General features: G+C 61.3%; 20 protein-coding genes. 13 read left to right on the top strand and 7 right to left on the bottom strand.

Annotated features, from left to right (window positions below; genetic code table 11):
* Positions 1-80 precede the first annotated feature (80 nt).
* The 5 genes from VGG47_RS09140 to VGG47_RS09120 all read left to right on the top strand — a co-directional run bounded on the left by VGG47_RS09140 (position 81) and on the right by VGG47_RS09120 (position 3,697).
* Positions 81-752: an SPASM domain-containing protein gene (locus VGG47_RS09140; RefSeq protein WP_331537690.1), complete on the top strand. Its 672-nt coding sequence runs from the start codon at positions 81-83 to the stop codon at positions 750-752.
* 92 nt (positions 753-844) lie between these two features.
* Positions 845-2,101, top strand: coding sequence for a DUF2142 domain-containing protein (locus VGG47_RS09135; protein ID WP_331537688.1), 1,257 nt, complete (start codon positions 845-847; stop codon positions 2,099-2,101).
* A gap of 454 nt (positions 2,102-2,555) precedes the next feature.
* On the top strand, positions 2,556-2,759 hold the full coding sequence (locus tag VGG47_RS09130; protein WP_331537686.1) for a hypothetical protein: 204 nt from the start codon (positions 2,556-2,558) through the stop codon (positions 2,757-2,759).
* A gap of 202 nt (positions 2,760-2,961) precedes the next feature.
* A complete protein-coding gene (locus tag VGG47_RS09125) occupies positions 2,962-3,120 on the top strand; it encodes a hypothetical protein (RefSeq protein ID WP_331537684.1) in 159 nt (52 codons plus the stop codon).
* A gap of 88 nt (positions 3,121-3,208) precedes the next feature.
* Complete coding sequence (locus VGG47_RS09120; protein ID WP_331537682.1) at positions 3,209-3,697, top strand: hypothetical protein; 489 nt, start codon at positions 3,209-3,211, stop codon at positions 3,695-3,697.
* A 142-nt stretch (positions 3,698-3,839) separates the two neighbouring features.
* On the opposite strand, the gene VGG47_RS09115 is transcribed toward VGG47_RS09120, so the two are convergent.
* Positions 3,840-4,691, bottom strand: a complete 852-nt coding sequence (locus VGG47_RS09115) for a class I SAM-dependent methyltransferase (RefSeq protein ID WP_331537680.1) — start codon at positions 4,689-4,691, stop codon at positions 3,840-3,842.
* Between the two features lie 316 nt (positions 4,692-5,007).
* On the opposite strand from VGG47_RS09115, the gene VGG47_RS09110 reads away from it, so the two are divergent.
* Positions 5,008-5,406: a hypothetical protein gene (locus tag VGG47_RS09110; RefSeq protein ID WP_331537678.1), complete on the top strand. Its 399-nt coding sequence runs from the start codon at positions 5,008-5,010 to the stop codon at positions 5,404-5,406.
* A 153-nt stretch (positions 5,407-5,559) separates the two neighbouring features.
* Positions 5,560-5,982, top strand: a complete 423-nt coding sequence (locus tag VGG47_RS09105; RefSeq protein WP_331537676.1) for a GFA family protein — start codon at positions 5,560-5,562, stop codon at positions 5,980-5,982.
* Positions 5,983-6,162: 180 nt separating this feature from the next.
* Here VGG47_RS09105 and VGG47_RS09100 read toward each other — a convergent pair whose 3' ends face one another.
* Together VGG47_RS09100 and VGG47_RS09095 are read right to left on the bottom strand one after the other, a co-directional pair.
* Entirely contained in the window at positions 6,163-7,206 is a 1,044-nt protein-coding gene (locus VGG47_RS09100) for a phosphotransferase family protein (protein ID WP_331537674.1), read from the bottom strand.
* Positions 7,206-7,979, bottom strand: coding sequence for an SDR family NAD(P)-dependent oxidoreductase (locus VGG47_RS09095; RefSeq protein WP_331537672.1), 774 nt, complete (start codon positions 7,977-7,979; stop codon positions 7,206-7,208). The genes VGG47_RS09100 and VGG47_RS09095 overlap by 1 nt, the downstream gene beginning before the upstream one ends.
* Positions 7,980-8,215: 236 nt before the next feature.
* Between VGG47_RS09095 and VGG47_RS09090 the strand changes: the two genes are divergently transcribed.
* Both VGG47_RS09090 and VGG47_RS09085 read left to right on the top strand, forming a co-directional pair.
* Positions 8,216-9,493, top strand: coding sequence for an acyl-CoA dehydrogenase family protein (locus VGG47_RS09090; protein ID WP_331537670.1), 1,278 nt, complete (start codon positions 8,216-8,218; stop codon positions 9,491-9,493).
* A 149-nt stretch (positions 9,494-9,642) separates the two neighbouring features.
* On the top strand, positions 9,643-9,990 hold the full coding sequence (locus tag VGG47_RS09085) for a carboxymuconolactone decarboxylase family protein (protein ID WP_349256822.1): 348 nt from the start codon (positions 9,643-9,645) through the stop codon (positions 9,988-9,990).
* Between the two features lie 212 nt (positions 9,991-10,202).
* Here the strand turns inward: VGG47_RS09085 and VGG47_RS09080 are convergent, their stop codons facing one another.
* Positions 10,203-11,528, bottom strand: a complete 1,326-nt coding sequence (locus VGG47_RS09080; protein WP_331537668.1) for an MFS transporter — start codon at positions 11,526-11,528, stop codon at positions 10,203-10,205.
* A 472-nt stretch (positions 11,529-12,000) separates the two neighbouring features.
* Here VGG47_RS09080 and VGG47_RS09075 point away from each other — a divergent pair, with 472 nt between their 5' ends.
* Positions 12,001-13,791 (top strand): IlvD/Edd family dehydratase, encoded by a 1,791-nt coding sequence (locus VGG47_RS09075; RefSeq protein WP_331537666.1) that lies wholly within the window; start codon positions 12,001-12,003, stop codon positions 13,789-13,791.
* Between the two features lie 157 nt (positions 13,792-13,948).
* On the opposite strand, the gene VGG47_RS09070 is transcribed toward VGG47_RS09075, so the two are convergent.
* Both VGG47_RS09070 and VGG47_RS09065 read right to left on the bottom strand, forming a co-directional pair.
* Positions 13,949-14,227 carry a hypothetical protein gene (locus VGG47_RS09070; protein ID WP_331537664.1) on the bottom strand — a complete coding sequence of 93 codons (279 nt, stop codon included), beginning with the start codon at positions 14,225-14,227 and terminating at the stop codon, positions 13,949-13,951.
* A gap of 169 nt (positions 14,228-14,396) precedes the next feature.
* Positions 14,397-15,326, bottom strand: coding sequence for a LysR family transcriptional regulator (locus VGG47_RS09065; RefSeq protein ID WP_331537662.1), 930 nt, complete (start codon positions 15,324-15,326; stop codon positions 14,397-14,399).
* Positions 15,327-15,440: 114 nt separating this feature from the next.
* Between VGG47_RS09065 and VGG47_RS09060 the strand changes: the two genes are divergently transcribed.
* Complete coding sequence (locus VGG47_RS09060) at positions 15,441-16,049, top strand: FMN-dependent NADH-azoreductase (protein WP_331537660.1); 609 nt, start codon at positions 15,441-15,443, stop codon at positions 16,047-16,049.
* A 124-nt stretch (positions 16,050-16,173) separates the two neighbouring features.
* Positions 16,174-16,776, top strand: coding sequence for a YceI family protein (locus VGG47_RS09055; RefSeq protein WP_331537658.1), 603 nt, complete (start codon positions 16,174-16,176; stop codon positions 16,774-16,776).
* A 101-nt stretch (positions 16,777-16,877) separates the two neighbouring features.
* On the opposite strand, the gene VGG47_RS09050 is transcribed toward VGG47_RS09055, so the two are convergent.
* Entirely contained in the window at positions 16,878-17,927 is a 1,050-nt protein-coding gene (locus VGG47_RS09050; protein WP_331537656.1) for a glycosyltransferase family 4 protein, read from the bottom strand.
* A gap of 152 nt (positions 17,928-18,079) precedes the next feature.
* Here VGG47_RS09050 and VGG47_RS09045 point away from each other — a divergent pair, with 152 nt between their 5' ends.
* The gene (locus VGG47_RS09045) at positions 18,080-19,861 is read left to right on the top strand and encodes an ABC transporter ATP-binding protein (RefSeq protein WP_331537654.1); all 1,782 of its coding nucleotides are present in this window, start codon (positions 18,080-18,082) and stop codon (positions 19,859-19,861) included.
* Positions 19,862-19,919 lie beyond the last annotated feature (58 nt).

Genomic DNA, 19,919 nt, shown 5'->3' with positions numbered 1-19,919 from the left:
GCCCAGTCTACGGGGAGGCACCCCGCGCCGCCCTACAGGCACGAGAGCAGATGGTAGCAGGGGCGTGGGATTTTGGGGGCATGGATGACCCACCGCCCCCCACACCCGCACCAACACCAGCAAGGAAAGAATTAACCGAGAGTAGTGGCAAACCATACTTGTTCGCTATCGAGGAGTGGTCGCGGGCGAGTGATTTAAAAGCCCGCCAGAAAAGTACCTACATATCCGATGTTCAGCACTTTGCCTCTGTACATGCGGGCATCACTGTGGGGAGTGCAGGGGCGGGCGACGGATTAGAACTCGTGCAGAAATGGGTGGCGGTGTTGTATGCTGGGGATATCGCGATCCAAACCATAAAACGTAAACTCGCATCTATCCGCAATTATTGGCATTACTTGCAATTGCACTCGCACGCGCCACCGGGGCCTATGTACGGCACGGGTGTACACCTCCCCCGTGAGCGCAAGGCGTTAGACTCGGGCCGTAGAGCCGACAATCCCGGCATTTACGTCGATGGCCGCGTAACCGCTTGCGGCTGTCTCGATAACTCAAGCACGTTGGTCATCGGTGACATCCGAACAGAAACACTTCGTCAAATGCGATATGGGGCTCGGTATCAGGCACTTCTGGATGCCTTCATGAGCGGTGATGTAGGCGGCTTGGCCTTATGCGCGGACTGCGATGTCCCGTGTTGCGACAGCCGAATGATAAATTACGTGTCTGTGAAATATGACGAGGCGGCGTCCGCCTAACCACACGCGGCCTGCGACAGGCACGCAAGCGCCCTGGCGCAGCTGGATCCGTTCCGGTTGCGCCATCAAAATGCCCGGACTAGGTTCAGTCCATGGGAGACAACGCCAGAACCTTGGACGCAATATGCCCTGAGGTGAAAGAGGTTCGAAAATCAGCGCCCGGCACCAATAGCGCACACGCACGCGCGATTCCGTGGTCGAATGCCAGGATATTCGCCGACGCCACGGGTACGGCTCCGTATTTCCCAGCCTTATATGCCCCAGGAGCGCTCGGCATTGGGGTCGGTGGCCTGATCGGCCTGGGTCCTCTGCAATCGCTTTATCTGGGCCGTACGTTTATGCTGATTGCATTTCTGCTGATCGGCGCAGCGTGCTTGTGGTTTGCCCGTGCCGGACAGGGGTTGTTTTTTGCGCTACTCAGCCTGCCAATGACGCTCTCATTAGCCGCTTCATTTAGTCAGGACGGCATGATCATCGCTTCATGCGCGCTCGCCGGCGCAATGCTCACGCTCGACGAAACGGAATACCCGAAGGCGCGCTGGATCGCCGCAGCTGTTATCGCGGTCGTGATCGGCTCGAAGCCTCCTTATGGGCTGTTGCTGTTTATCACCGCACTGCCGCTGGCAACACGCGGAGCGATGCGAAGGCTGGTGATCGCTGGCTTGTTTGGCTTGCCTGCGCTCGGGTGGGTTGTCGTCATGATGCATACGAGTTTCGTTTCAAATCTTGCGCTAGCGCCTTATCATCCCGGTCCGCTCTGGCCGGGCAGTCCAAATGTCCTTTTCGATGCCCCGGATGTCGGTGGCGGAATTCGCACCCTATTGCACTCACCTGCATTCATTGTGATTCTGCCCTATAACTGCCTCAAATTCTGTTACAGCTCCCTGGAAATTGAGTTTATTGGGCAATTGGGGGGGCTGAATGCGCCTTTGCCCCCTGGCTTATTGGCCGCCTGGAAAGTGGCGATCTCGGCCGCCTTTGTCGGCATGCTGTTCGGGCGTGGACGAGGGGCTCGACAGTGGCGCGCGCTCGATGCGCTTTTCGCGTTGGAGGTTATCATCGCCTCGGTTATCGCAGTATGCTTGTCGATGTATCTGTCATGGACACCAGTTGGCGCAACGCTGATCAGGGGTGTCCAAGGGCGGTATATGCTGCCCTTGGTGCCATTCCTTCCCCTTATATTGCCTCGCCTTGGCGTCCTGATGCGGCTTCCTGGACGGCTTGAACGCAATGCCGCAGAAGCCAATTCATCCGCTACTGGCAAAGCCTGGCGAACCCGGCTGATTGTTGTCGGCATTGTTATTACCCAGATCGGCATTCCGCACTGTTTTGCTTGTTTGGGGCGTTAATTGCACAATCAAAATCAGACAAATGATGCTGGCCCCTTAGGGGAAAGAAAGTGGCCGCTTTTTAAAAAAGCGGCGCAAAAACTTTTGGTTATGCTGGGCCATGGGCGGTGTCGGCGACAACGCCCATGGCCCAGCATTAATAAAGTTTTTTTGCTTCTTTTTGTTCACAAAAAGAAGCCTTTCTCTTCACTTTGCCGAGCTCAGGCGCTCGGAGGCGGTGCAGGCAGGGGCGATTGAGTCGGGGCGGAATCTGGCGAATAATGACTGGGCTGTTACCCAAGGATGAAAGGTTCAGATATGCCGGAAATGACCGCTTACGCCGTGGCGGGGCGTACGCCTGCGCCGAAGTGCGCCCTGATGAATGACAACGCCGATGCCCTGGTGGCGCAGATCGTGGACTCTGCGAAACCCACCAACGCCAATGTCGGCACGCCGTGCGGAGAGCGCTGATCCGATGCGGCTGACATCCTGCCTGGCCCTGCTGGCGGCGGCGTCGGGGCTGGTTTCCTGCGCCGACCCGCAGGTGCAGGCCTACCACCAGCATCCGCAATCCTTCCTGCAGGAGCTGGTCTATTGCCAGAACAACTATGCGACGGTCGGCAATACACCGGCGTGCCGTGCTGCGTTCCGCGTGAATTCCCAGCTTTTTCCTGAATAGGGCGGCTCTGGACTGTACCGTTGGCGGGCCGGAATTCCGGCCCGCGCACATTTGATCACGTGGCTTGATCCTCGCAGGACATGAAAAATCCGCTGTGGAAATGCCAGAGCGAAAAGAACATGCAGGTGGCAAAACACTAATTTGTTTTTCGTTTGTTGCAATTCGCAAAGATCTCGTAACACGATAGCTATTTTGAATATTTATGATCTTTGTCTGGTTTGCCGTGGCGGTGGCGTTGTCTGGTTTGCGCGGTGATATCGGCAATAAATTGACGCCTGTACGCTGGCACAATCGCGGAATGCGCCAATCTGTAAAGCGCCTCGTTGAATTGGACGAGGTTACGGCAAGAATTGGTGAATGAGATGAAAGCGCGTCTTTTTGGAGTCACATTTTTAACGCTCTGCCTGAGTGGTTGCGCCTTGGAAGCGCCGCTGCCCTCGACCGGGTTTATGCCGCAGGATGCTTTCGGCAACTCCGTGATCGGGCAGGACCCGGCCATGGCAGCCTTCAACGAGGCATTATTTGCTTTTTCGCATCCTCAGATGATGCAGAAGCGTCCGGCGGCGATGGCGCTGGCGGTTGCATCGCTGGATGCGATGGCCGGGCAGTTCTCCACGGGCGGACGCTGGATGGCCTTCGATCCGCTCGCCAAGATGGAAATGCTGCAGGCCCGCCAGCGGGTGCGCGCGATCATGGGGATCCCGGAAACCGCGCCGTCCCAGGCGGTGATCGACCAGTTGGTGAAGGCGTCCAAGGCGCTCGACGCGGGCGATCAAGCGGCGGCGCTGGCGGCCTTGTCGGGTGGGGTCTTCACCCGGCCTGCGGCGCAGACCCTGGCGCTGCTGACGCATTTCCCGGACGTGCCGGTGGCGAACCATGCTACCATGGATGCCAACAGGGGTATGTCCGGGCCAGGCGGCAGCTTCCCCTTCCACTAAGAAGCGAAGGGGAAGGCTTCTTTTTGTGAACAAAAAGAAGCAAAAAAACTTTTTTATGCTGGGCCATGGGCGTTGTCGCAGACACAGCCAATGACCCAGCATAGTAAAAGTTTTTGCGCCGCTTTCCTCCCTTCGCTAAGGCTCAACGCTTGCCGGCGAGCAGAATATGCGCGGCCCGGTCGATGAAGCGCGGGTCGGAGGCGTAGCGGTATTCCAGCACGTCCAGGTCCGAGTAGAATTCGCTCTGGCCTTCGAACGCGGAGGGGTTCCAGCGGCGGTCGGTGGCAAAGCGGCTGTGGAACACGTCCAGGCCGAACAGCGTCGTTTGCTTAAGATGCGGCTGGAACAGCCGGTCGAGCTCGGCGCTCGTGAACAGATGGGAGGTGAAGCCGATATGCTCGCCATTGAGCATGTCGATCTCCATGCGGTCGGCCAGGTTGTCCTGCTGAAAGTTGCGCGCATGGTCCAGACTGTCGACATAGATCGTCGGCAGGCTGCCGGCGGCGCGCACCGTGACGAACAGCGTGTCCTGCGTCACTCGGGCCAGTTCCTGGGCCACTTGGCCGTGCGCCGTCACCGGCAGGTGGTTCAGCACGCCGTAGAGGCACAGGCAGAGGTCGAATTCCTGGTCGGTGAAGGCCGGCCCGTCGGTAATGTCGCGGACCAGAAAATGCATCCGGACCGTGAGATCATCGATGCCGGCGAGGCTGGATTTCGCCAAGGCGATCATGGCCGGGGAGATGTCGAAGCCGAAGGCGTTGATGCGCTCGAAGCCGAGTTCACGGGCGCGTAAGGCGACACGGCGCAGCCAGGTTCCGGGCCCGCAGCCGGCATCGAGCAGCGAGATCGTGCGGCGGCCGGAGGCGGCCAGGCGCGTCAGCGTGGCATCGATCCGGCGCCAAATTTCCCGGTCGGCGAAGCTGTATTGGCTGGTGAAGTCGAAGGGACGGCTGGCATCGCCGTCGGCGTAGCGGAGGTAATCGCTTCCGGCCATGTCATAGGCCTGTGCGGCCTGTTTCGATGGTACGGCGGGAGTGGGGAAAGTAACCCGACTGGTCGTTTGAGCTCTCACAGCGTTCTCCAGATTTGTCGGAGGCAGCCTGGTGGCTGGTCCGCCGGCGGCCTACATGCCGCGCCGGCAGAGTGATAAAAGGCGGTGGCGGCATTAAACCACCATGTGAAAGACGGGCGCTTAGCCTAAAATGTGGATAAATTTATGCCCGTCCGGCCGCGTCTGGCCGGCGGCAAAGGCGCGGCGGCGCTGGCAACAGGCGCCCCTTCGGCCGGCGCCGGATCTTCATGCGATCTTTATGCGGCCGCCGGAATTCCGCATCGTGAATTTATCCGGCGCGGTCTATCCAGGGACAATGATTAAGCGTGAGGACAGGCACTTGATCTCGAATAGAAACCGAAAACGACACCGAGAAGACTGTAAGAGCTCGAAATCGACCACGCCTTCCATTCTACGGCAACAGCGCAGCGCCGAAAGACTGCGCCGTTTCGACCGCGCGATGATTTGCGGTTATGGCCTGTTGGCCTCGATTTTAGTGTTGCGTCTTGCCTTTGGCGGCATGACTGCCTCGCCCAAAGAGGTGCAGATGAGCGCGCAGTTCCACGCCGCGCCGCTCACCTCAGAGCCGGCAAAAATTTTCACCGCATCATGGGCCCGATCTGGGCATGCCTATGTCAAGGGCGTAAGCCACGTCTAGAGCGCTGGAACCTGATCCGGGAAGAAAAAGGGAAGACTTTTTTTTGTGAACAACAAGAAGCAAAAAACGGGTAGTGTCTCAGTCTGAATTTCGGCTTTAAGGGAAACCGAACGGCCGCTTTCGGGCAGGCAGCTCTCCTGCTATGACACGGGAATGCTGAAGCTCTATTGCCTCTGCGGGCAAGTCCGCATCCAAACCCCAAAGCAACCGGACTTCATCAACGAGTGCAACTGCACGCTCTGTAGCAAAACTGGCGCCCGCTGGGCCTATTTTCATCCCTCGGACGTCGTCATCGAGGGAACGACGAAGGGGTATAGCCGGGGAGATAAAGAAGACCCTGCCGCGGAAGTCCAGTTCTGCGCAAATTGCGGTTCGACGACGCACTTTATTCTGACCACGAGCGCGATATCGAAGTTCGGGAACGTCCAACTGGGTGTCAATATGCGTCTGGCGGATGAGAAGGATCTTGCAGGAATAGAGTTGCGCTATCCTGACGGACGTGCCTGGCTGGGCAAGGGTGGCTTCGACTATGTGCAAGAGGCTCGCATCATTGGCGGACGAGTGGCCTCGGAATAACCATTCGCGATGAGTGTCATTCAGCTTAGAACGAAGGCAAAGGCGCGAAAGCCGAAATTCAAACTGAGACACTACCACAAAACTTTATTAATCTTGGGGTATGGGCGTTGTCAGCGACACAGCCTCCGGCCCAGCAGAGCAAAAATTTTTGCGCCGCTTTTTTAAAAAAGCGGCTGCTTTCTATCGAACGATATCCCAGCCGCTCTGCGCCATCACTTTCGTGACGCCATGCATGGCGATGCCGCGCGCGTCGGCGGCGTTGCCGGCCAAGGCCCTGGCATAGACGCCCTCGGCGATGGCGGCGCTGCGGAATATCGCGAAGCCGAGAAAAAATTTCCAATCCGCAATTCCGGTGCGGCCGGCGACGCGGCAGTACAGCGCCAGCATGTCATCCTCGGTGGCGAGGCCGTGCGCGGCAAGGTCGAACCCGCCATAGCCCTGCAACGGCCCTTCGATATGCGGCAGATGGAACGGCATGCAGCAATAGGCCAGATCGGCCAAAGGGTGGCCGAGCGTGGCGAGTTCCCAGTCCAGCACGGCGATGATCCGGGGCTCTGACGGGTGCACCATCATGTTGCCGAGGCGGAAATCGCCATGGACGATGGCGCTTTCATCCCGTTCCGGCAGATGCGCGCCGAGCCAGTCCATCAGCTGCGTCATGGCGGGCAGATCCTCGGTCTGCGCCGCCTCGTACTGGCCGCGCCAGCGCGCGAGCTGCCGCGCCGCGTAGTTGGTCGGCCGGCCGAAATCTTGGAGACCGCAGGCGGCATAGTCCAACGCGTGCAGCCGCCCGATGGTGGTGAACAAGTCCTGCTGCAGCGCGCCGCGCTCAGGCGGTGTCAGCTCCGGCATCAGCACGTCGCCGAACACCCGGCCGGGCAGGAAATCCATGACGTAGAATTCCGTGCCGATGAGGGTAGGGTCGGCGCAGTAGAGGCGCATGGGCGCGACCGGCACGCCGCTGCCCTGCAGGGCCTGCTGGATGCGGTATTCCCGGTCGATCTGATGGGCCGAGGGCAAAAGTTTTCCCGGCGGCTTTTTGCGCAGCACGTATTTGTGGGTCGCCGTTTCCAGTAGAAAGGTGGGGTTGGACTGGCCGCCCTGGAATTGCCGCAGCCCGGCGTCGCGGGGGAAGTTTTCCAGATGCGTGTGCAGATAGGCGAAGAGCGGGCTGGGATCGAAGCGATGCGCCGGGAGCGGTTCGATCAGTTTCGCGCCGCTCATCACAGCCCGCCGCTGATGGTGGAACCGCCATCGACGGTCAGGGCCTGGCCGGTGACGTAGGCGGCGGCCGGCATGGCCAGAAACGCGCCGACCGCGCCGATATCCTGCGGCACGCCGATGCGTCCCAGCGGGGTCGCCGCCTCCACGGTTTTTAAGGTTTCCGGATTGTCCCAGAGCGCGCGGGCGAAATCGGTCTTCACCAGGCCCGGCAGGATGGCGTTGACGCGGATATTTTTTGGCCCCCATTCGACCGCGAGGTTCTGCATCAGCCCGATCTCGGCGAGCTTGGAAATGTTGTAGGCGGGGATGGCGGTGCTGCCGCGCAGCGCGCCGATCGAGGAGATCAGGGTGAAACTGCCGCCGCCCTGTTTGGCGACTTCCGGGAGTGCCAGATTGGCGAGCCAGAGGGTGGATTTGAGGTTGACCGCCATGATCTTGTCCCAGGCCTCGTCGCTGATGCCCGAGAGCGGGCCGTAATACGGGTTGACGGCGACATTGGCGACCACCGCATCCAACCGCCCGAATGTTTGCGTGGTGACACGGACCAGCGCCGCCAGATCGTCGCGTGAGCCGGCATTGCAGCGCAGCGCGATCGCCCGGCCACCCGCCGCGATGATGTCATCGCGTACGGCCTCGCAGGGTTCCAGCTTGCGCGAGCAGATCACCACGGAGGCGCCAAAGGCGGCCATGGTTTCGGCGATGGCGCGGCCGATGCCGCGGGACGAACCGGTGATGATGGCAACCTTCCCATCCAGGCGAAACAAGTCGCTCATGCGGGCGTCTCCCTTTTTAGGTAAAGGAAAGTAGCCGCTTTTTAAAAAAAGCGGCGCAAAAATTTTTATTATGCTGGGCCATGGGCGTTGTCAGGGACAACGCCCATGGCCCAGCATAATAAAGTTTTTTTGCTTCTTTTTGTTCACAAAAAGAAGTCTTCCCCTTCGCTTAAGGGGGGTTGCTGAAACGGCACGCCGATCGCACAGTGGCAAAAAAGGGGAACGCCGGAATGGGCATGACCTACTCGCAGAAGGTCGAGGCGCTGCGGGAGCGCGTCGCGGATTTCATGGCGGCTTATATCTATCCGCACGAGGCGGAACTGTTCGCTGCCCCCGCCCTGGCGGATGATCGCTGGCAGCCTCTGGCGCTTCTGGAAGAGATCAAGGCCAAGGCGCAGGCGGTGGGGCTGTGGAACCTGTTTCTGCCGGACAGCGAATTCGGCGCGGGCCTGACCAACAGCGAATACGCGCCATTGGCCGAACTGATGGGGCGTTCGCCCTTCGCGCCGGAGGCGTTCAATTGCTCAGCCCCCGACACCGGCAACATGGAAGTGCTGGTGCGCTACGGCACGCCGGCGCAGAAAGGCCGCTGGTTGCAACCGTTGCTGGGCGGAAAAATCCGTTCCGCTTTTGCGATGACCGAGCCGAAAGTGGCTTCGTCCGACGCGACCAATATCGAAACCTCGATCGTTCGCGATGGTGATGAGTACGTCATCAAGGGCCATAAATGGTGGATTTCCGGCGCGCCCGATCCGCGCTGCGCGATTTTCATCGTCATGGGCCAGAGCGATCCCGGCAATGCCGACCGCTACCGGCGGCAATCGATGATTCTCGTGCCGAACCCGCATCCGGGCGTGACCATCAAGCGTGCGCTCCCGGTGTTCGGGTTTGACGATGCGCCGCATGGCCATGCCGAGGTCATTTTCGAGCAGGTCCGCGTGCCGGCGGATAATATCCTTCTGGGCGAGGGCAGGGGATTCGAGATCGCGCAAGGGCGGCTGGGGCCGGGGCGTATTCATCACTGCATGCGCTCGATCGGCGCCGCGGAGCGGGCGCTGGAGAGGATGATCCGGCGGCTGAATGCGCGCGTGGCTTTCGGCAAGAGGTTGGCCGAGCAAAGCCTGTGGCGCGAGCGGATCGCGCAGTCGCGCATCATGATCGACCAGGCGCGGCTGCTCTGCCTGCATGCGGCGCATCTCATGGATACGGTGGGGAACAAGGCGGCGCGGGCGGAGATCGCCATGATCAAGGTCGTGGCGCCGAACGTGGCGTGCCAGGTGATCGATTGGGCGATCCAGGCTTATGGCGGCGGCGGCGTGGCGGATGCCTGGCTCTCCCATTCCTATGCGTGGCAGCGCAGTTTGCGCTTCGCCGACGGGCCGGACGAGGTGCATCGCGACCAGCTGGCGCGGATGGAGCAGAAGGCGGTGGAAACGATCGATCCGGCGCGCACCGGTGGCGGCCCGGACGTGATCATCGCTGATGGGCGCTCTGGGCCGGGGATCTGGCCCTAGAGAAAGCGGCGCAAAAACTTTTGGTTATGCTGGGCCATGGGCGTTGTCGGCGCAAACGCCCATAGCCCAGATTAATAAAGTTTTTTTGCTTCTTTTTGTTCACAAAAAGAAGGCTTCCCTGAGCTACGCCATATAGGAGGGTTAAAACAATGACACAGGCGATGAATGACTGGGCCGGCTATCGTGAAAAACTCGGCGCGGTTCTGGGGGATCTCGCGAAGATCAATCCGGATGTGTTGCGCGCCAACGACGTCATTTCCCATGCCGCACCAAAACCGCAGACGCTGGATGCGAAGACCAGAGAGCTGATCTCGCTGGCGGTGGCGGTGACGACGCGTTGTGACGGCTGCATCGCGTTTCATGCCGAAGCCGCGAAAAAGGCCGGTGCCAGCAAGGAGGAACTGGCGGAGGCGCTGGGGGTCGCCATCGCGCTGAACAGCGGAGCCGCGCTGGTCTATTCGGCGCGCGCGATGGATGCGTTTGCGGCTTCGTCATGAACGTGATTCAGTCGCCGCTGATTGTGCTCGATCCTGCCGATAACGTTCATGTGCGGAAGAAGGTCAAAAGGAGGACTACTTTTTGTGAACAAAAAGTAGCAAAAAAACTTTGTTAATTCGGGCTATGGGCGTTGTCGGTGACAACGCCCATAGCCCAGCATAGCAGAAGTTTTTGCGCCGCTTTTTTTAAAAAGCGGCTGCTTTCTTCTATGTCAGGGCTCGGCGAGTTCCCGCGCCGCGGAGCGATGGGGGCCGACGGCCACGTCTTCCTCGCCCTCATGCAAAGCCGGGTTTTCCAACTTCTGATCATGTTGCAGAGACAGTGCCACGAGCATCGCGAAGCCGAGGATCACGCCGATCGCCAGCAGCGCGATCGTATAGCTTCCGGTGGCATCCTTCACGCGGCCCATGACGTAGGGGCCGAAGAAGCCGGAGAGGTTGCCGAGCGAGTTGACCGCGGCGAGACCGGCGGCGGCGGCGGGACCGGAGAGGAATGTGGCCGGCAGCGCCCAGAAGCAAGGCTGCGAGCCGAACAAGCCGAAGCCGGCGACGGTGAACAGGAACATCTTGGCGATCGGGCTGTCCACCACCGTGGTGCCGGCGATGCACAGCCCGGCGAACAGCAGCGCCATGCCGATATGCTCGCGACGCTCATGCGTGCGGTCGGAGTGGCGGCTCCAGAACACCATGCCGAGAACGCCCGCGATGTAGGGCAGGGTGGTGACCAGGCCGGTGAGCCCGAAGGACAGGCCGAAACCATGCACGATTTGCGGCAGGAAGAAGCTGATGCCGTAGACCGCCGCGTTGATGCCGAAATAGATGAACGCGAGCAGCACCACGCGGGTGTTGGTGATGGCCTGCAGCGCGGAGAAACGGTTGGCCTTCAGGCGGATGCGGTTTTCCGTCGCATGCCGTTGCACCAGCCAGGCGCGCTCGTCATCTTCCAGCCATGTCGCATCGTTCGGCCGGTCGGTGAGATACATGAGCACGACGCCGGAGAGCAGCAGCGCGGGAATGGCTTCGATCAGATACAGCCATTGCCAGTTGGCGAGGCCGAGACCGTGGACATACAGCAGCATCCCCGAGATCGGGCCGCCGATCACGGTGGACAGCGGAATCGCCGCCATGAACATGCCGATCATCCGTGCGCGGTAGAGGGCGGGGAACCAGATCGTCAGATAGAAGATGATGCCCGGGAAGAAGCCGGCTTCGGCGACGCCCAGCAGCACGCGCAGCGTGATGAACACGGTGGCGGGGCTCAAGCCCGTGGCGTGCGCGATCTGCGGAATGAAAGCTTCGGCGCCGGCGACGATGCCCCAGGTGAACATGATGCGCGCGATCCATCTGCGCGCCCCAACACGGTCGAGCAGCAGATTCGACGGCACTTCGAAGAAGAAATAGGCGATGAAGAAGATACCGGCGCCGATACCGAAGGTCGTGGCTGTGAAACCAAGGTCCTTGTTCATGCTGAGCGCGGCGAAGCCGACATTCACGCGGTCGAGATAGGCAACGAAATAACACAGAATAAGAAATGGCATCAGACGCTTCGTAACGCGCCCGATCGTGCGTGCTTCCAAGTCCATCAAAGATGACTCCCGCCCTAGAGAATGCCGAATTGGTTCGGCCTATTGTTTGTCAAGCGACTATGGAGCGACCAACGGGATGGCGTCAACAGAACTTTCTTCGCGCGCATCAGGAAAATTCTATGTAAATGAAGGTTATAGAATGGGTTTTTCTATTGCAAAAATCCACCACCGGTTCGTTTTGGCGCGGCATGGCGAGTCGGAGGTGGTTGTTTTTTAATAAAAATTTGTTCAATAAGCGGAACCAAGTTGTTGGGGCGAGGGTGGTTTCGACGGATTTTGAATATTGCAAATAAACGCGTGAAAATTCTTGTGAAAGACACGTGGAGCCTTCTTGCCTGGGATGAATACTTCATGTTCTTGGGGTTGCTGACGATCGGAGCGTGACTTACAGTTTTTGCAAATAACACCCCCGGGAGGAGGTACGATGCAAGAAGTGAAAGATACGGCGCCCCGCCTGCGCAGCCGTCGCTGGTTCGATAATCCTGAAAATCCAGGCATGACATCGCTCTATATCGAGCGCTATCTCAATTACGGCCTGACGCGTGAGGAGCTGCAATCGGGTAAGCCGATCATCGGCATCGCGCAGACCGGTTCGGATCTTTCCCCCTGCAACCGGCATCATCTGGAACTCGCGCATCGCGTGCGTGACGGCATTCGCGAAGCCGGGGGGATTCCGATGGAATTTCCGCTGCATCCGATTCAGGAAACCGGCAAGCGTCCGACCGCGGCGCTCGACCGTAACCTCGCTTATCTGGGCCTCGTGGAAGTGCTGCACGGCTATCCGATCGACGGCGTCGTGCTGACCACCGGCTGCGACAAGACCACGCCGGCCTGCCTGATGGGTGCGGCGACTGTGAACATTCCCTCCATCGTGCTCTCCGGTGGGCCGATGCTGGATGGCTGGTTCAAGGGCAAGCTGGCCGGGTCCGGCACGGTGGTCTGGGAGGCGCGAAAACTGTTTGCCGAAGGCAAGATCAACTACGACGCGTACATGGATATGGTGGTGTCCTCCGCGCCGTCCGTCGGGCATTGCAACACCATGGGCACGGCGAGCTCGATGAATTCGCTGGCCGAGGCGCTGGGCATGAGCCTGCCGGGCTGCGCCATGATCCCGGCGCCGTATCGCGAACGCGGGCAGATGGCCTATGTGACCGGCAAGCGTATCGTCGCGATGGTGGCGGAAAATCTGCGCCCCTCCGACATCATGACGCGCCACGCCTTCCAGAACGCGGTGGTGGCGGCGGCGGCGCTTGGCGCTTCGTCCAACTGCCCGATCCATATGGTGGCGATCGCCCGGCATATGGGCGTCGATCACACGCTGGAGGATTGGCAGGAATTCGGCGCACACACGCCGCTGCTGGCGGATGTGCAGCCGGCCGGGCGGTTCCTGTCGGAAAGTTTTTTCCGCGCCGGCGGGGTGCCGGCGGTGCTGCGTGAACTGCTCGAAGCGGGGCGGCTGCATGGTGACGTGATGACCGTCACCGGCCGCACGCTGGCGGAAAATCTCGAAACCGCGGGGGCGGTGGATGGCACCGTAATCCGCCGCTATGCCGAGCCGCTGAAGGAGAATGCCGGCTACGTCGTGCTCTCGGGCAATCTGTTCGACAGCGCGGTGATGAAGACGGCGGTGATCGACGCGGAGTTCCGCGAACGGTTTTTGTCCGATCCTGCCCATCCCAACGTGTATGAGGGCAAGGTCGTGGTGTTCGAGGGGCCCGAGGATTACCACGCGCGGATCGAGGATCCGGACCTCGGCGTCGACGAAACCTCAATGCTGGTCATCCGCAATTGCGGGCCGGTCGGCTATCCCGGCAGCGCCGAGGTGGTGAACATGCAGCCGCCGGCGGCGCTGCTGAAGAAGGGCGTGGCAGCACTGCCGACCATGGGCGACGGGCGGCAATCCGGCACCTCCGGCAGCCCGTCGATCTTGAATGTCTCCCCGGAGGCGGCGGTGGGGGGCGGATTGGCGTTGTTGCGAACCGGCGACAAAATCCGCGTCGATCTCAACCGCAACAAGGTCGACGTGATGATTTCCGACGCGGAGCTGGAAGCGCGCCGCGCAGCCTGGGTGCCGCCGCTGTTAAATAATATGACACCTTGGGAGGAAATCTACCGAGCGCAGGTGGGCCAGATGGGCACCGGCGCCTGCCTCGAGCCGGCGACACTCTATCTCAACATCCTGGAAACGCGTGGTGAATCGCGCGACAATCATTAGAGGATGATTGCTGAGGCAAGCAGGCGCTTTTTGAAAAAAGCGCCGCAAAAACTTTTGTTATGCTGGGCCATGGGCGGTGTCGGTGACAACGCCCATGGCCCAGCATAAAAAAGTTTTTTTGCTTCTTTTTGTTCACAAAAAGAAGCCTTCCCTTTCTTTAATGGCCAGGGCCCCCGCCATGCCACCCGCCGCCATGCGCGACGTGGTAACCACCATGCCCATAGCCACCATGCCCATAGCCACCATGCCCATAGCCAGGATGGCCATGCCAATAGTGGCCGTGCCACCAATAGCCGCCATACCCGCCATAGCCATAATAATAGGGATAGCCATAATAGCCGCCACCATAATAGCCATAAGGGGCGGCATAGCAGCCGGTGAGGCTCGCCAGGAGCACCGCGCCTGCCAATAACCGTCCAGCCAGTGCCAGTCGCACGATTTCTCTCCATCAAGTCAAGTCGTATCCAAGAATGTATGCGGGGTTTGGCCGGGGGCAAGTTGCCGGGGGAGGAATGTCTGGTAACCAACTGCAACCTTTGGGCCATGGGCGTTGTCAGCGACAAAGCCCATGGCCCAGCATAAAAGAAGTTTTTGCGCCGCTTTTTTCAAAAAGCGGCTGCTTTCCTTTCTTCTTCGTTGTCAGCGCCAAAATGGCGCAATTGCTCGATGAACCAGCGCCCGGCCGGGCCGGGCGGCGTGTCGGCGGGATAGGCGGCGGACATCGCCATCATCTCGCCCTCCATGGGCAGATCCTGCAGGGCGATCTGCTTCAGCGTGCCTTCGGCGATGTCCCGTGCGACCATGGCATAGGGCATGCCACCCCAGCCGAGTCCGGCGAGCAGAAAGGCGTGCTTGGCGCCGAGATCAGCGAGCCGCCAGTTGCGTGGTGACATCACCCGGAATTCCCGTCCCGCCGACAGCTCGGTGCGGTCGGTCAGCACCAGCTGCACGTGTTTGCAGAGGTCCGCGACTGGCACCGGCCCGTTGATCTGCAGCAGCGGATGGGTGGGTGCGGCGACGAACACCACCCGTATGCCGAGCAGTCTTTCCGTCACCAGCGCATCCGTGCTCAGCGGCAGCGTGCCGACCACGCCGAGCTGGCACTGGCGATCGAGCACAGCTTTCGCCACGCCGCCCAAGGCTTCCACGTACAGGCGCAGCGAGGTGGCGGGAAATTGCGCGCCGAACGCCGCCGCGGCACGGGTCAGCGCCGCCATTGGGAACATCACGTCGATCGCGACCGAGAGTTCCGGCTCGATGCCCGCCGCCATGCCGCGTGCCCGGGCTTTCAGCGCGTCGACCCCCGACGACACGGCCCGCGCATCCGCCAGCAGCAGGCGGCCGGCTTCGGTGAGCACCGGATAGCGGCCGGAACGCGCGAACAGCGTCACGCCGAGCTGCGCCTCGAGATTGGCGATGGTCTGGCTGATCACCGATTGCGCGCGCCGCAGCCTGCGGCCGGCGGCGGAAAAACTGCCGGCCTCGGCGGCGGCGATGAACACGCGGAGCTGGTCGAAGGAGACACCGTCAAGCATGGCAGGTTTCTGCTCTATATCGGTTATAACGATAGTATATATCGAAACATATTGGCTTCACAGAGGGGTAAAAAACTTCAATATGCCAGACATCAACGGCAAAGGTCTTTCGTCATGAAACTTCTGCACATCGATTCCAGCATTCTCGGCCCTAATTCCGTCTCCCGCGGCCTCACCGCCGCCCTGGTCGCGCGCCAGAAGGCGCTGCATCCGGGGCTGGAGGTCACCTATCTCGACCTCGCCGCTTCCGCGCCGATGCATCTCTCCCCGGCGCATATCGGCGCCATGTTCGGCACCGCCCCGACCGACGCGGCGGTGATCGCGGACATCGCCGCGGCGGCCCCGTTCATCGACCAGCTGTTCGTGGCCGACATCATCGTCATCGGCGCGCCGATGTATAATTTCGCACCGCCGAGCCAGCTGAAGGCCTGGGTCGACCGCGTGCTGGTCGCCGGCAAGACCTTCCGCTACGGCGCCGACGGCGTGCCGGTCGGGCTGGTGCCTGCGGGCAAGAAAGTGTTCATCGCCTCGTCGCGCGGTGGCGCCTACAGCGCGGGGCCGTTAGCGGCACTCGACCATCAGGAAGCCTACCTGAAGGCGGCGCTGGGCTTTATCGGGGTCACCGATGTGACGGTGATCCGCGCCGAGACGATGGCGGTGCCGGATCTGAAACCCGCCGCCTTGGCTGCCGCGCAGGCGCAGATCGCCGCGCTCGCCGCCTAGAGGGAAGAGAAGGCTACTTTTTGTGAACAAAAAGTAGCAAAAAAACTTCTATAATGCTGGGTCATGGGCGTTGTCACGGACAACGCCCATGACCCAGCTAACGCTTAATCAACAGGGAATGTTCATGCTTAAATTCTTTCAAACTGCCGCACTCGCCGCCGTTCTGCTCCCGTCGCTCGCGGTGGCGGCGCAGCCAGACACCAATCCGGCGCATATCCACGCCGGCACCTATACGGTTGACCCGTCCCACGCCCGCCTGCTGACCGCGGTGACGCATTTCGGCTTCACGACGTGGTACAGCCAGTTCACCGGCATCACCGGCAGCCTGACCATCAATCCGAAGGACGTGGCAGCCGCGAAGCTCAGCATCACGATCCCGGCGGACACCATCTCCACCAGCAACACGGTGCTGGACGGCATGCTGAACAGCCCAAACTGGTTCGATACCAAGAAGTACCCGACCATCACCTTCGTCTCGACCAAGGTGGTGCGCACCGGGCATGACACGGCGCTGGTGACGGGCAATCTGACCTTCCATGGCGTCACCAAGCCGGAGACCTTGAAAGTCTCGTTCAATGCCTCGGGCATCAACCCGGTCACCCATCAGTACACGATCGGCTTCAATGCCACGGGTGAGATCAAGCGCAGAGATTTCAACCAGACCACCTATGTGCCGGTGATCAGCGACGAGGTGAAGCTGATGATCAGCGCGCCGTTCGTGCAGTAAAAATTTGGGCCATGGGCGTTGTCGGTGACAACGCCCATGGCCCAAATTAACAAAGTTTTTTTGCTACTTTTTGTTCACAAAAAGTAGCCTTACCCTTCGCTTTAGCGCGCCAGCGCCAGGCGCCGCGGTTCGACTGCGGCCAGGGATTCGTACACGTCCAGATAATCCTGGGCCATGCGGCGGGCGGAGAAGCGCTCCTCGAAGCGGGCGCGGACCGCGCGGCGATCCAGCGTGTGGATCTGTTTCAGGGCCTCGATCGCCTCGGCCTCATTGCCGACGATGAAGCCGGTCACGCCGTGCTCGATGATCTCCGGCACGGAGCCGTGATTGTAGGCGATCACCGGGGTGCCGCAGGCCATCGCCTCGATCATCACCAGGCCGAACGGCTCCGGCCAATCGATCGGCATCAGCAGCGCCTTGGCGCCGGAGAGGAAGGCCGATTTGTCGGCGTCGCCGATCTCGCCGATCAGCTTGGCGCGCTCATTCAGCATCGGCGCGATCTGGGTGTCGAAATACTCTGCATCGACGCGGTCCACCTTGGCGGCGAGGCGCAGGCTTTCGCCGGCACCGGCGGCGATGCGGATGGCGCGGTCGGGGCGCTTCTCGGGGCAGATGCGGCCGAGGAAGGCGACATAATCATGCGGCATCGGCTGCGGCCGCAGCAGGTTGACCGGCAGGCCGTGAAGCACGGTGCCGATAAAATTCCCCTCCGACAGCGGTCGGCGCTGCGAGTTGGAGATCGACACCAGGTTCTGCGCCGGCAGGCCGGCATAGACCGGCTTCAGCTCCGGCAGGTCCAGTCGCCCGTGCAGCGTGGTGACGAAGGGCACGGGCTGGCGCGAGAACAGCGAGGCCGGGAAATAGTCGTTATGGAAATGCAGGATGTCGAACTCGTCGGCGCGACGGTAGACCGTTTCCATCAGCAGCATATGCGGCGCCAGGGAGTCGCGGATGGTGGGGTCGAGGCGCAAGGCCTGCGGCCAGACGGGCACCAGCTTGGCCTTCGTGACTGAATCGCCGCTGGCGAACAGGGTCACGTCATGCCCCATGGCGACGAGTTCCTCGGTGAGGAACGAGACGACCCTCTCGGTGCCGCCGTAGAGTTTCGGCGGGACTGCCTCGTGCAGGGGGGCGATCTGAGCAATACGCATCGTTTCACCTGGGCCTTTCTTCGCTTGGGTGGTGATGAGGCGCAGCAAAAACAGGTTGGTGCGGCAGCATTGTGGCGCCCGATGACTTTTTACTGCCGCAAAGTCCGTGTTTATGCGGAGGGGCGTGAATTTGGCGAGGCAGAGATAGAGATATGGCTGACGAATTGTTGAAGCCCCAGGAAGGCACCCCGGACAAACTCGAGCGGCGACCGGTACGCTTCGTGCTGAACGCGGTTTCGCGCCATGCGGGGGCGCATATCGTCATCCTCCTCTCGGTGCTGACCGGGGTCGGCTGTTCCGTGATGTCGCAATATGCGGTCAAAAACGTGGTGGACGTGCTGGCGCGGCATGATGTCTCGGCGGTTTGGGCTGCCTTTGTCCTGCTGGCGGGGCTGATCGCGGTGGACAATCTGTCCTGGCGCGTCGGCGGTTGGGTCGCGGCGCGCACCTTCGTCCAGGTCACCGGCGATATCAGGCGCTATCTGTTCGACCATACGCTCGGCCATGCGCCGGGCTTCTTCACCACGCGCCGTGCCGGCATGCTGGCCGGGCGGATTTCGGCGACGGGCAATTCGGTGTTTCGCATCGAGAGCCTGACCGTGTGGAACGTGCTGCCGCCGATGACGGCGGTGCTGGGCTCGGTGCTGATGATCGCCCTGGTCGATCCGCTGATGGGCGGGATGATGGTGGTGATCTCCGTGGGGCTCGGCCTGGTGCTGGGCCGGCTCGCTTATCTCGGCCGCAATCTGCATCAGGACTATGCCGAGGCCGCGGCCTCGGTGGACGGGCAGCTGGTGGACGTCATCAACAATGTCAGCGTGGTCCGGGCCTTTGGCGCGACGTTGCGCGAACGCAAGAGATTCGCGGTGGATGTCGGCGCGGAGATGCAGGCGCGCCACACCAGCCTGCGCTATCTGGAAAAAATCCGGCTGATTCATGCGGTTGTGACGGCGGTGCTGACCGCCTGTCTGCTCTTCTGGGTGCTGTGGCGCTGGCAGCATGGACATGCGACGCCGGGCGACGTGGTGCTGGTGATCACGCTGGGCTTCACCGTGCTGCATGGCACGCGCGACCTGGCGGTGGCACTGGTGGAAATGGTCCAGGACTGGGCCCGCCTTGGCGAGGCGCTGAAGGCGCTGCTGGTGCCGCATGACATGCCAGACGACCCGGACGCCGTCGCGCTGGACACGCCGCGCGGCAAGGTGGAGTTCGCGCAGGTGGATTTCTCCTATGGCGAGGCGCAGCCGGTGCTGCGCGACATCAACGTGACCATCGCCGGCGGCGAGCGGGTGGGGCTGGTGGGACGCTCAGGCTCGGGCAAGTCCACCATGCTGGCGCTGCTGCAACGGCAATACGACACCTCGCATGGCGTGATCTGCATCGACGATGTGGACATCACCACCTTGACCCGGGACAGCCTGGTTTCTTCCATTTCCGTGGTTTCGCAGGATGTGCAGCTGTTTCACCGCTCGGTGATGGAGAATATCCGCTACGGGCGGCCGGAGGCGAGCGACGAGGAGGTGCGGGAGGCGGCGCGCGCCGCCTATGCCGATGATTTCATCATGGCGATGCCGATGGCCTATGACACGCCGGTGGGCGAGCGCGGCCTGCGGCTTTCCGGCGGGCAGCGCCAGCGCCTGGCGATCGCCCGCGCCTTCCTGCGCGACGCGCCCATCTTGCTCCTGGACGAGGCGACCTCGGCGCTGGATTCGGAGTCGGAGGCCAGCGTGCAACAGGCGCTCAACCGCCTGGCGGCGGGGCGCACGGTGATCGCGGTCGCGCACCGGCTGTCCACCCTGCGCGATTTCGACCGGATCATCGTCATGCAGGACGGCAAGATCATCGACGAGGGCACACCCGACGAGCTGGCCAACCGGCCGGGTCCGTATCTGGACCTACTCCGCCAGCAGCATCAGCAGGTGATGGCGGAGTAAGAGGCCGCTTTTTAAAAAAAGCGGCGCAAAAATTTTTGCGACGCTGGGGCATGGGCGT

The sequence above is a fragment of the Acidocella sp. genome, from assembly GCF_036489515.1.
Lineage (GTDB): Bacteria > Pseudomonadota > Alphaproteobacteria > Acetobacterales > Acetobacteraceae > Acidocella.
Note: the sequence above shows the minus strand (reverse complement) of the source record. Positions and strands in the feature narration are given on the sequence as shown.

Excerpts from the sequence above, each read along its gene's own strand:
- VGG47_RS09130 (WP_331537686.1), top strand. The coding sequence starts at position 2,556 with ATGCGGCTGACATCCTGCCTGGCCCTGCTGGCGGCGGCGTCGGGGCTG.
- VGG47_RS09095 (WP_331537672.1), bottom strand. The coding sequence starts at position 7,979 with ATGAGCGACTTGTTTCGCCTGGATGGGAAGGTTGCCATCATCACCGGT.
- VGG47_RS09090 (WP_331537670.1), top strand. The coding sequence starts at position 8,216 with ATGACCTACTCGCAGAAGGTCGAGGCGCTGCGGGAGCGCGTCGCGGAT.
- VGG47_RS09120 (WP_331537682.1), top strand. The coding sequence starts at position 3,209 with ATGCCGCAGGATGCTTTCGGCAACTCCGTGATCGGGCAGGACCCGGCC.
- VGG47_RS09125 (WP_331537684.1), top strand. The coding sequence starts at position 2,962 with ATGATCTTTGTCTGGTTTGCCGTGGCGGTGGCGTTGTCTGGTTTGCGC.
- VGG47_RS09060 (WP_331537660.1), top strand. The coding sequence starts at position 15,441 with ATGAAACTTCTGCACATCGATTCCAGCATTCTCGGCCCTAATTCCGTC.
- VGG47_RS09055 (WP_331537658.1), top strand. The coding sequence starts at position 16,174 with ATGCTTAAATTCTTTCAAACTGCCGCACTCGCCGCCGTTCTGCTCCCG.
- VGG47_RS09045 (WP_331537654.1), top strand. The coding sequence starts at position 18,080 with ATGGCTGACGAATTGTTGAAGCCCCAGGAAGGCACCCCGGACAAACTC.
- VGG47_RS09110 (WP_331537678.1), top strand. The coding sequence starts at position 5,008 with ATGCGGCCGCCGGAATTCCGCATCGTGAATTTATCCGGCGCGGTCTAT.
- VGG47_RS09065 (WP_331537662.1), bottom strand. The coding sequence starts at position 15,326 with ATGCTTGACGGTGTCTCCTTCGACCAGCTCCGCGTGTTCATCGCCGCC.
- VGG47_RS09105 (WP_331537676.1), top strand. The coding sequence starts at position 5,560 with ATGCTGAAGCTCTATTGCCTCTGCGGGCAAGTCCGCATCCAAACCCCA.
- VGG47_RS09100 (WP_331537674.1), bottom strand. The coding sequence starts at position 7,206 with ATGAGCGGCGCGAAACTGATCGAACCGCTCCCGGCGCATCGCTTCGAT.
- VGG47_RS09080 (WP_331537668.1), bottom strand. The coding sequence starts at position 11,528 with ATGCCATTTCTTATTCTGTGTTATTTCGTTGCCTATCTCGACCGCGTG.
- VGG47_RS09075 (WP_331537666.1), top strand. The coding sequence starts at position 12,001 with ATGCAAGAAGTGAAAGATACGGCGCCCCGCCTGCGCAGCCGTCGCTGG.
- VGG47_RS09140 (WP_331537690.1), top strand. The coding sequence starts at position 81 with ATGGATGACCCACCGCCCCCCACACCCGCACCAACACCAGCAAGGAAA.
- VGG47_RS09115 (WP_331537680.1), bottom strand. The coding sequence starts at position 4,691 with ATGGCCGGAAGCGATTACCTCCGCTACGCCGACGGCGATGCCAGCCGT.
- VGG47_RS09050 (WP_331537656.1), bottom strand. The coding sequence starts at position 17,927 with ATGCGTATTGCTCAGATCGCCCCCCTGCACGAGGCAGTCCCGCCGAAA.
- VGG47_RS09085 (WP_349256822.1), top strand. The coding sequence starts at position 9,643 with ATGACACAGGCGATGAATGACTGGGCCGGCTATCGTGAAAAACTCGGC.
- VGG47_RS09135 (WP_331537688.1), top strand. The coding sequence starts at position 845 with ATGGGAGACAACGCCAGAACCTTGGACGCAATATGCCCTGAGGTGAAA.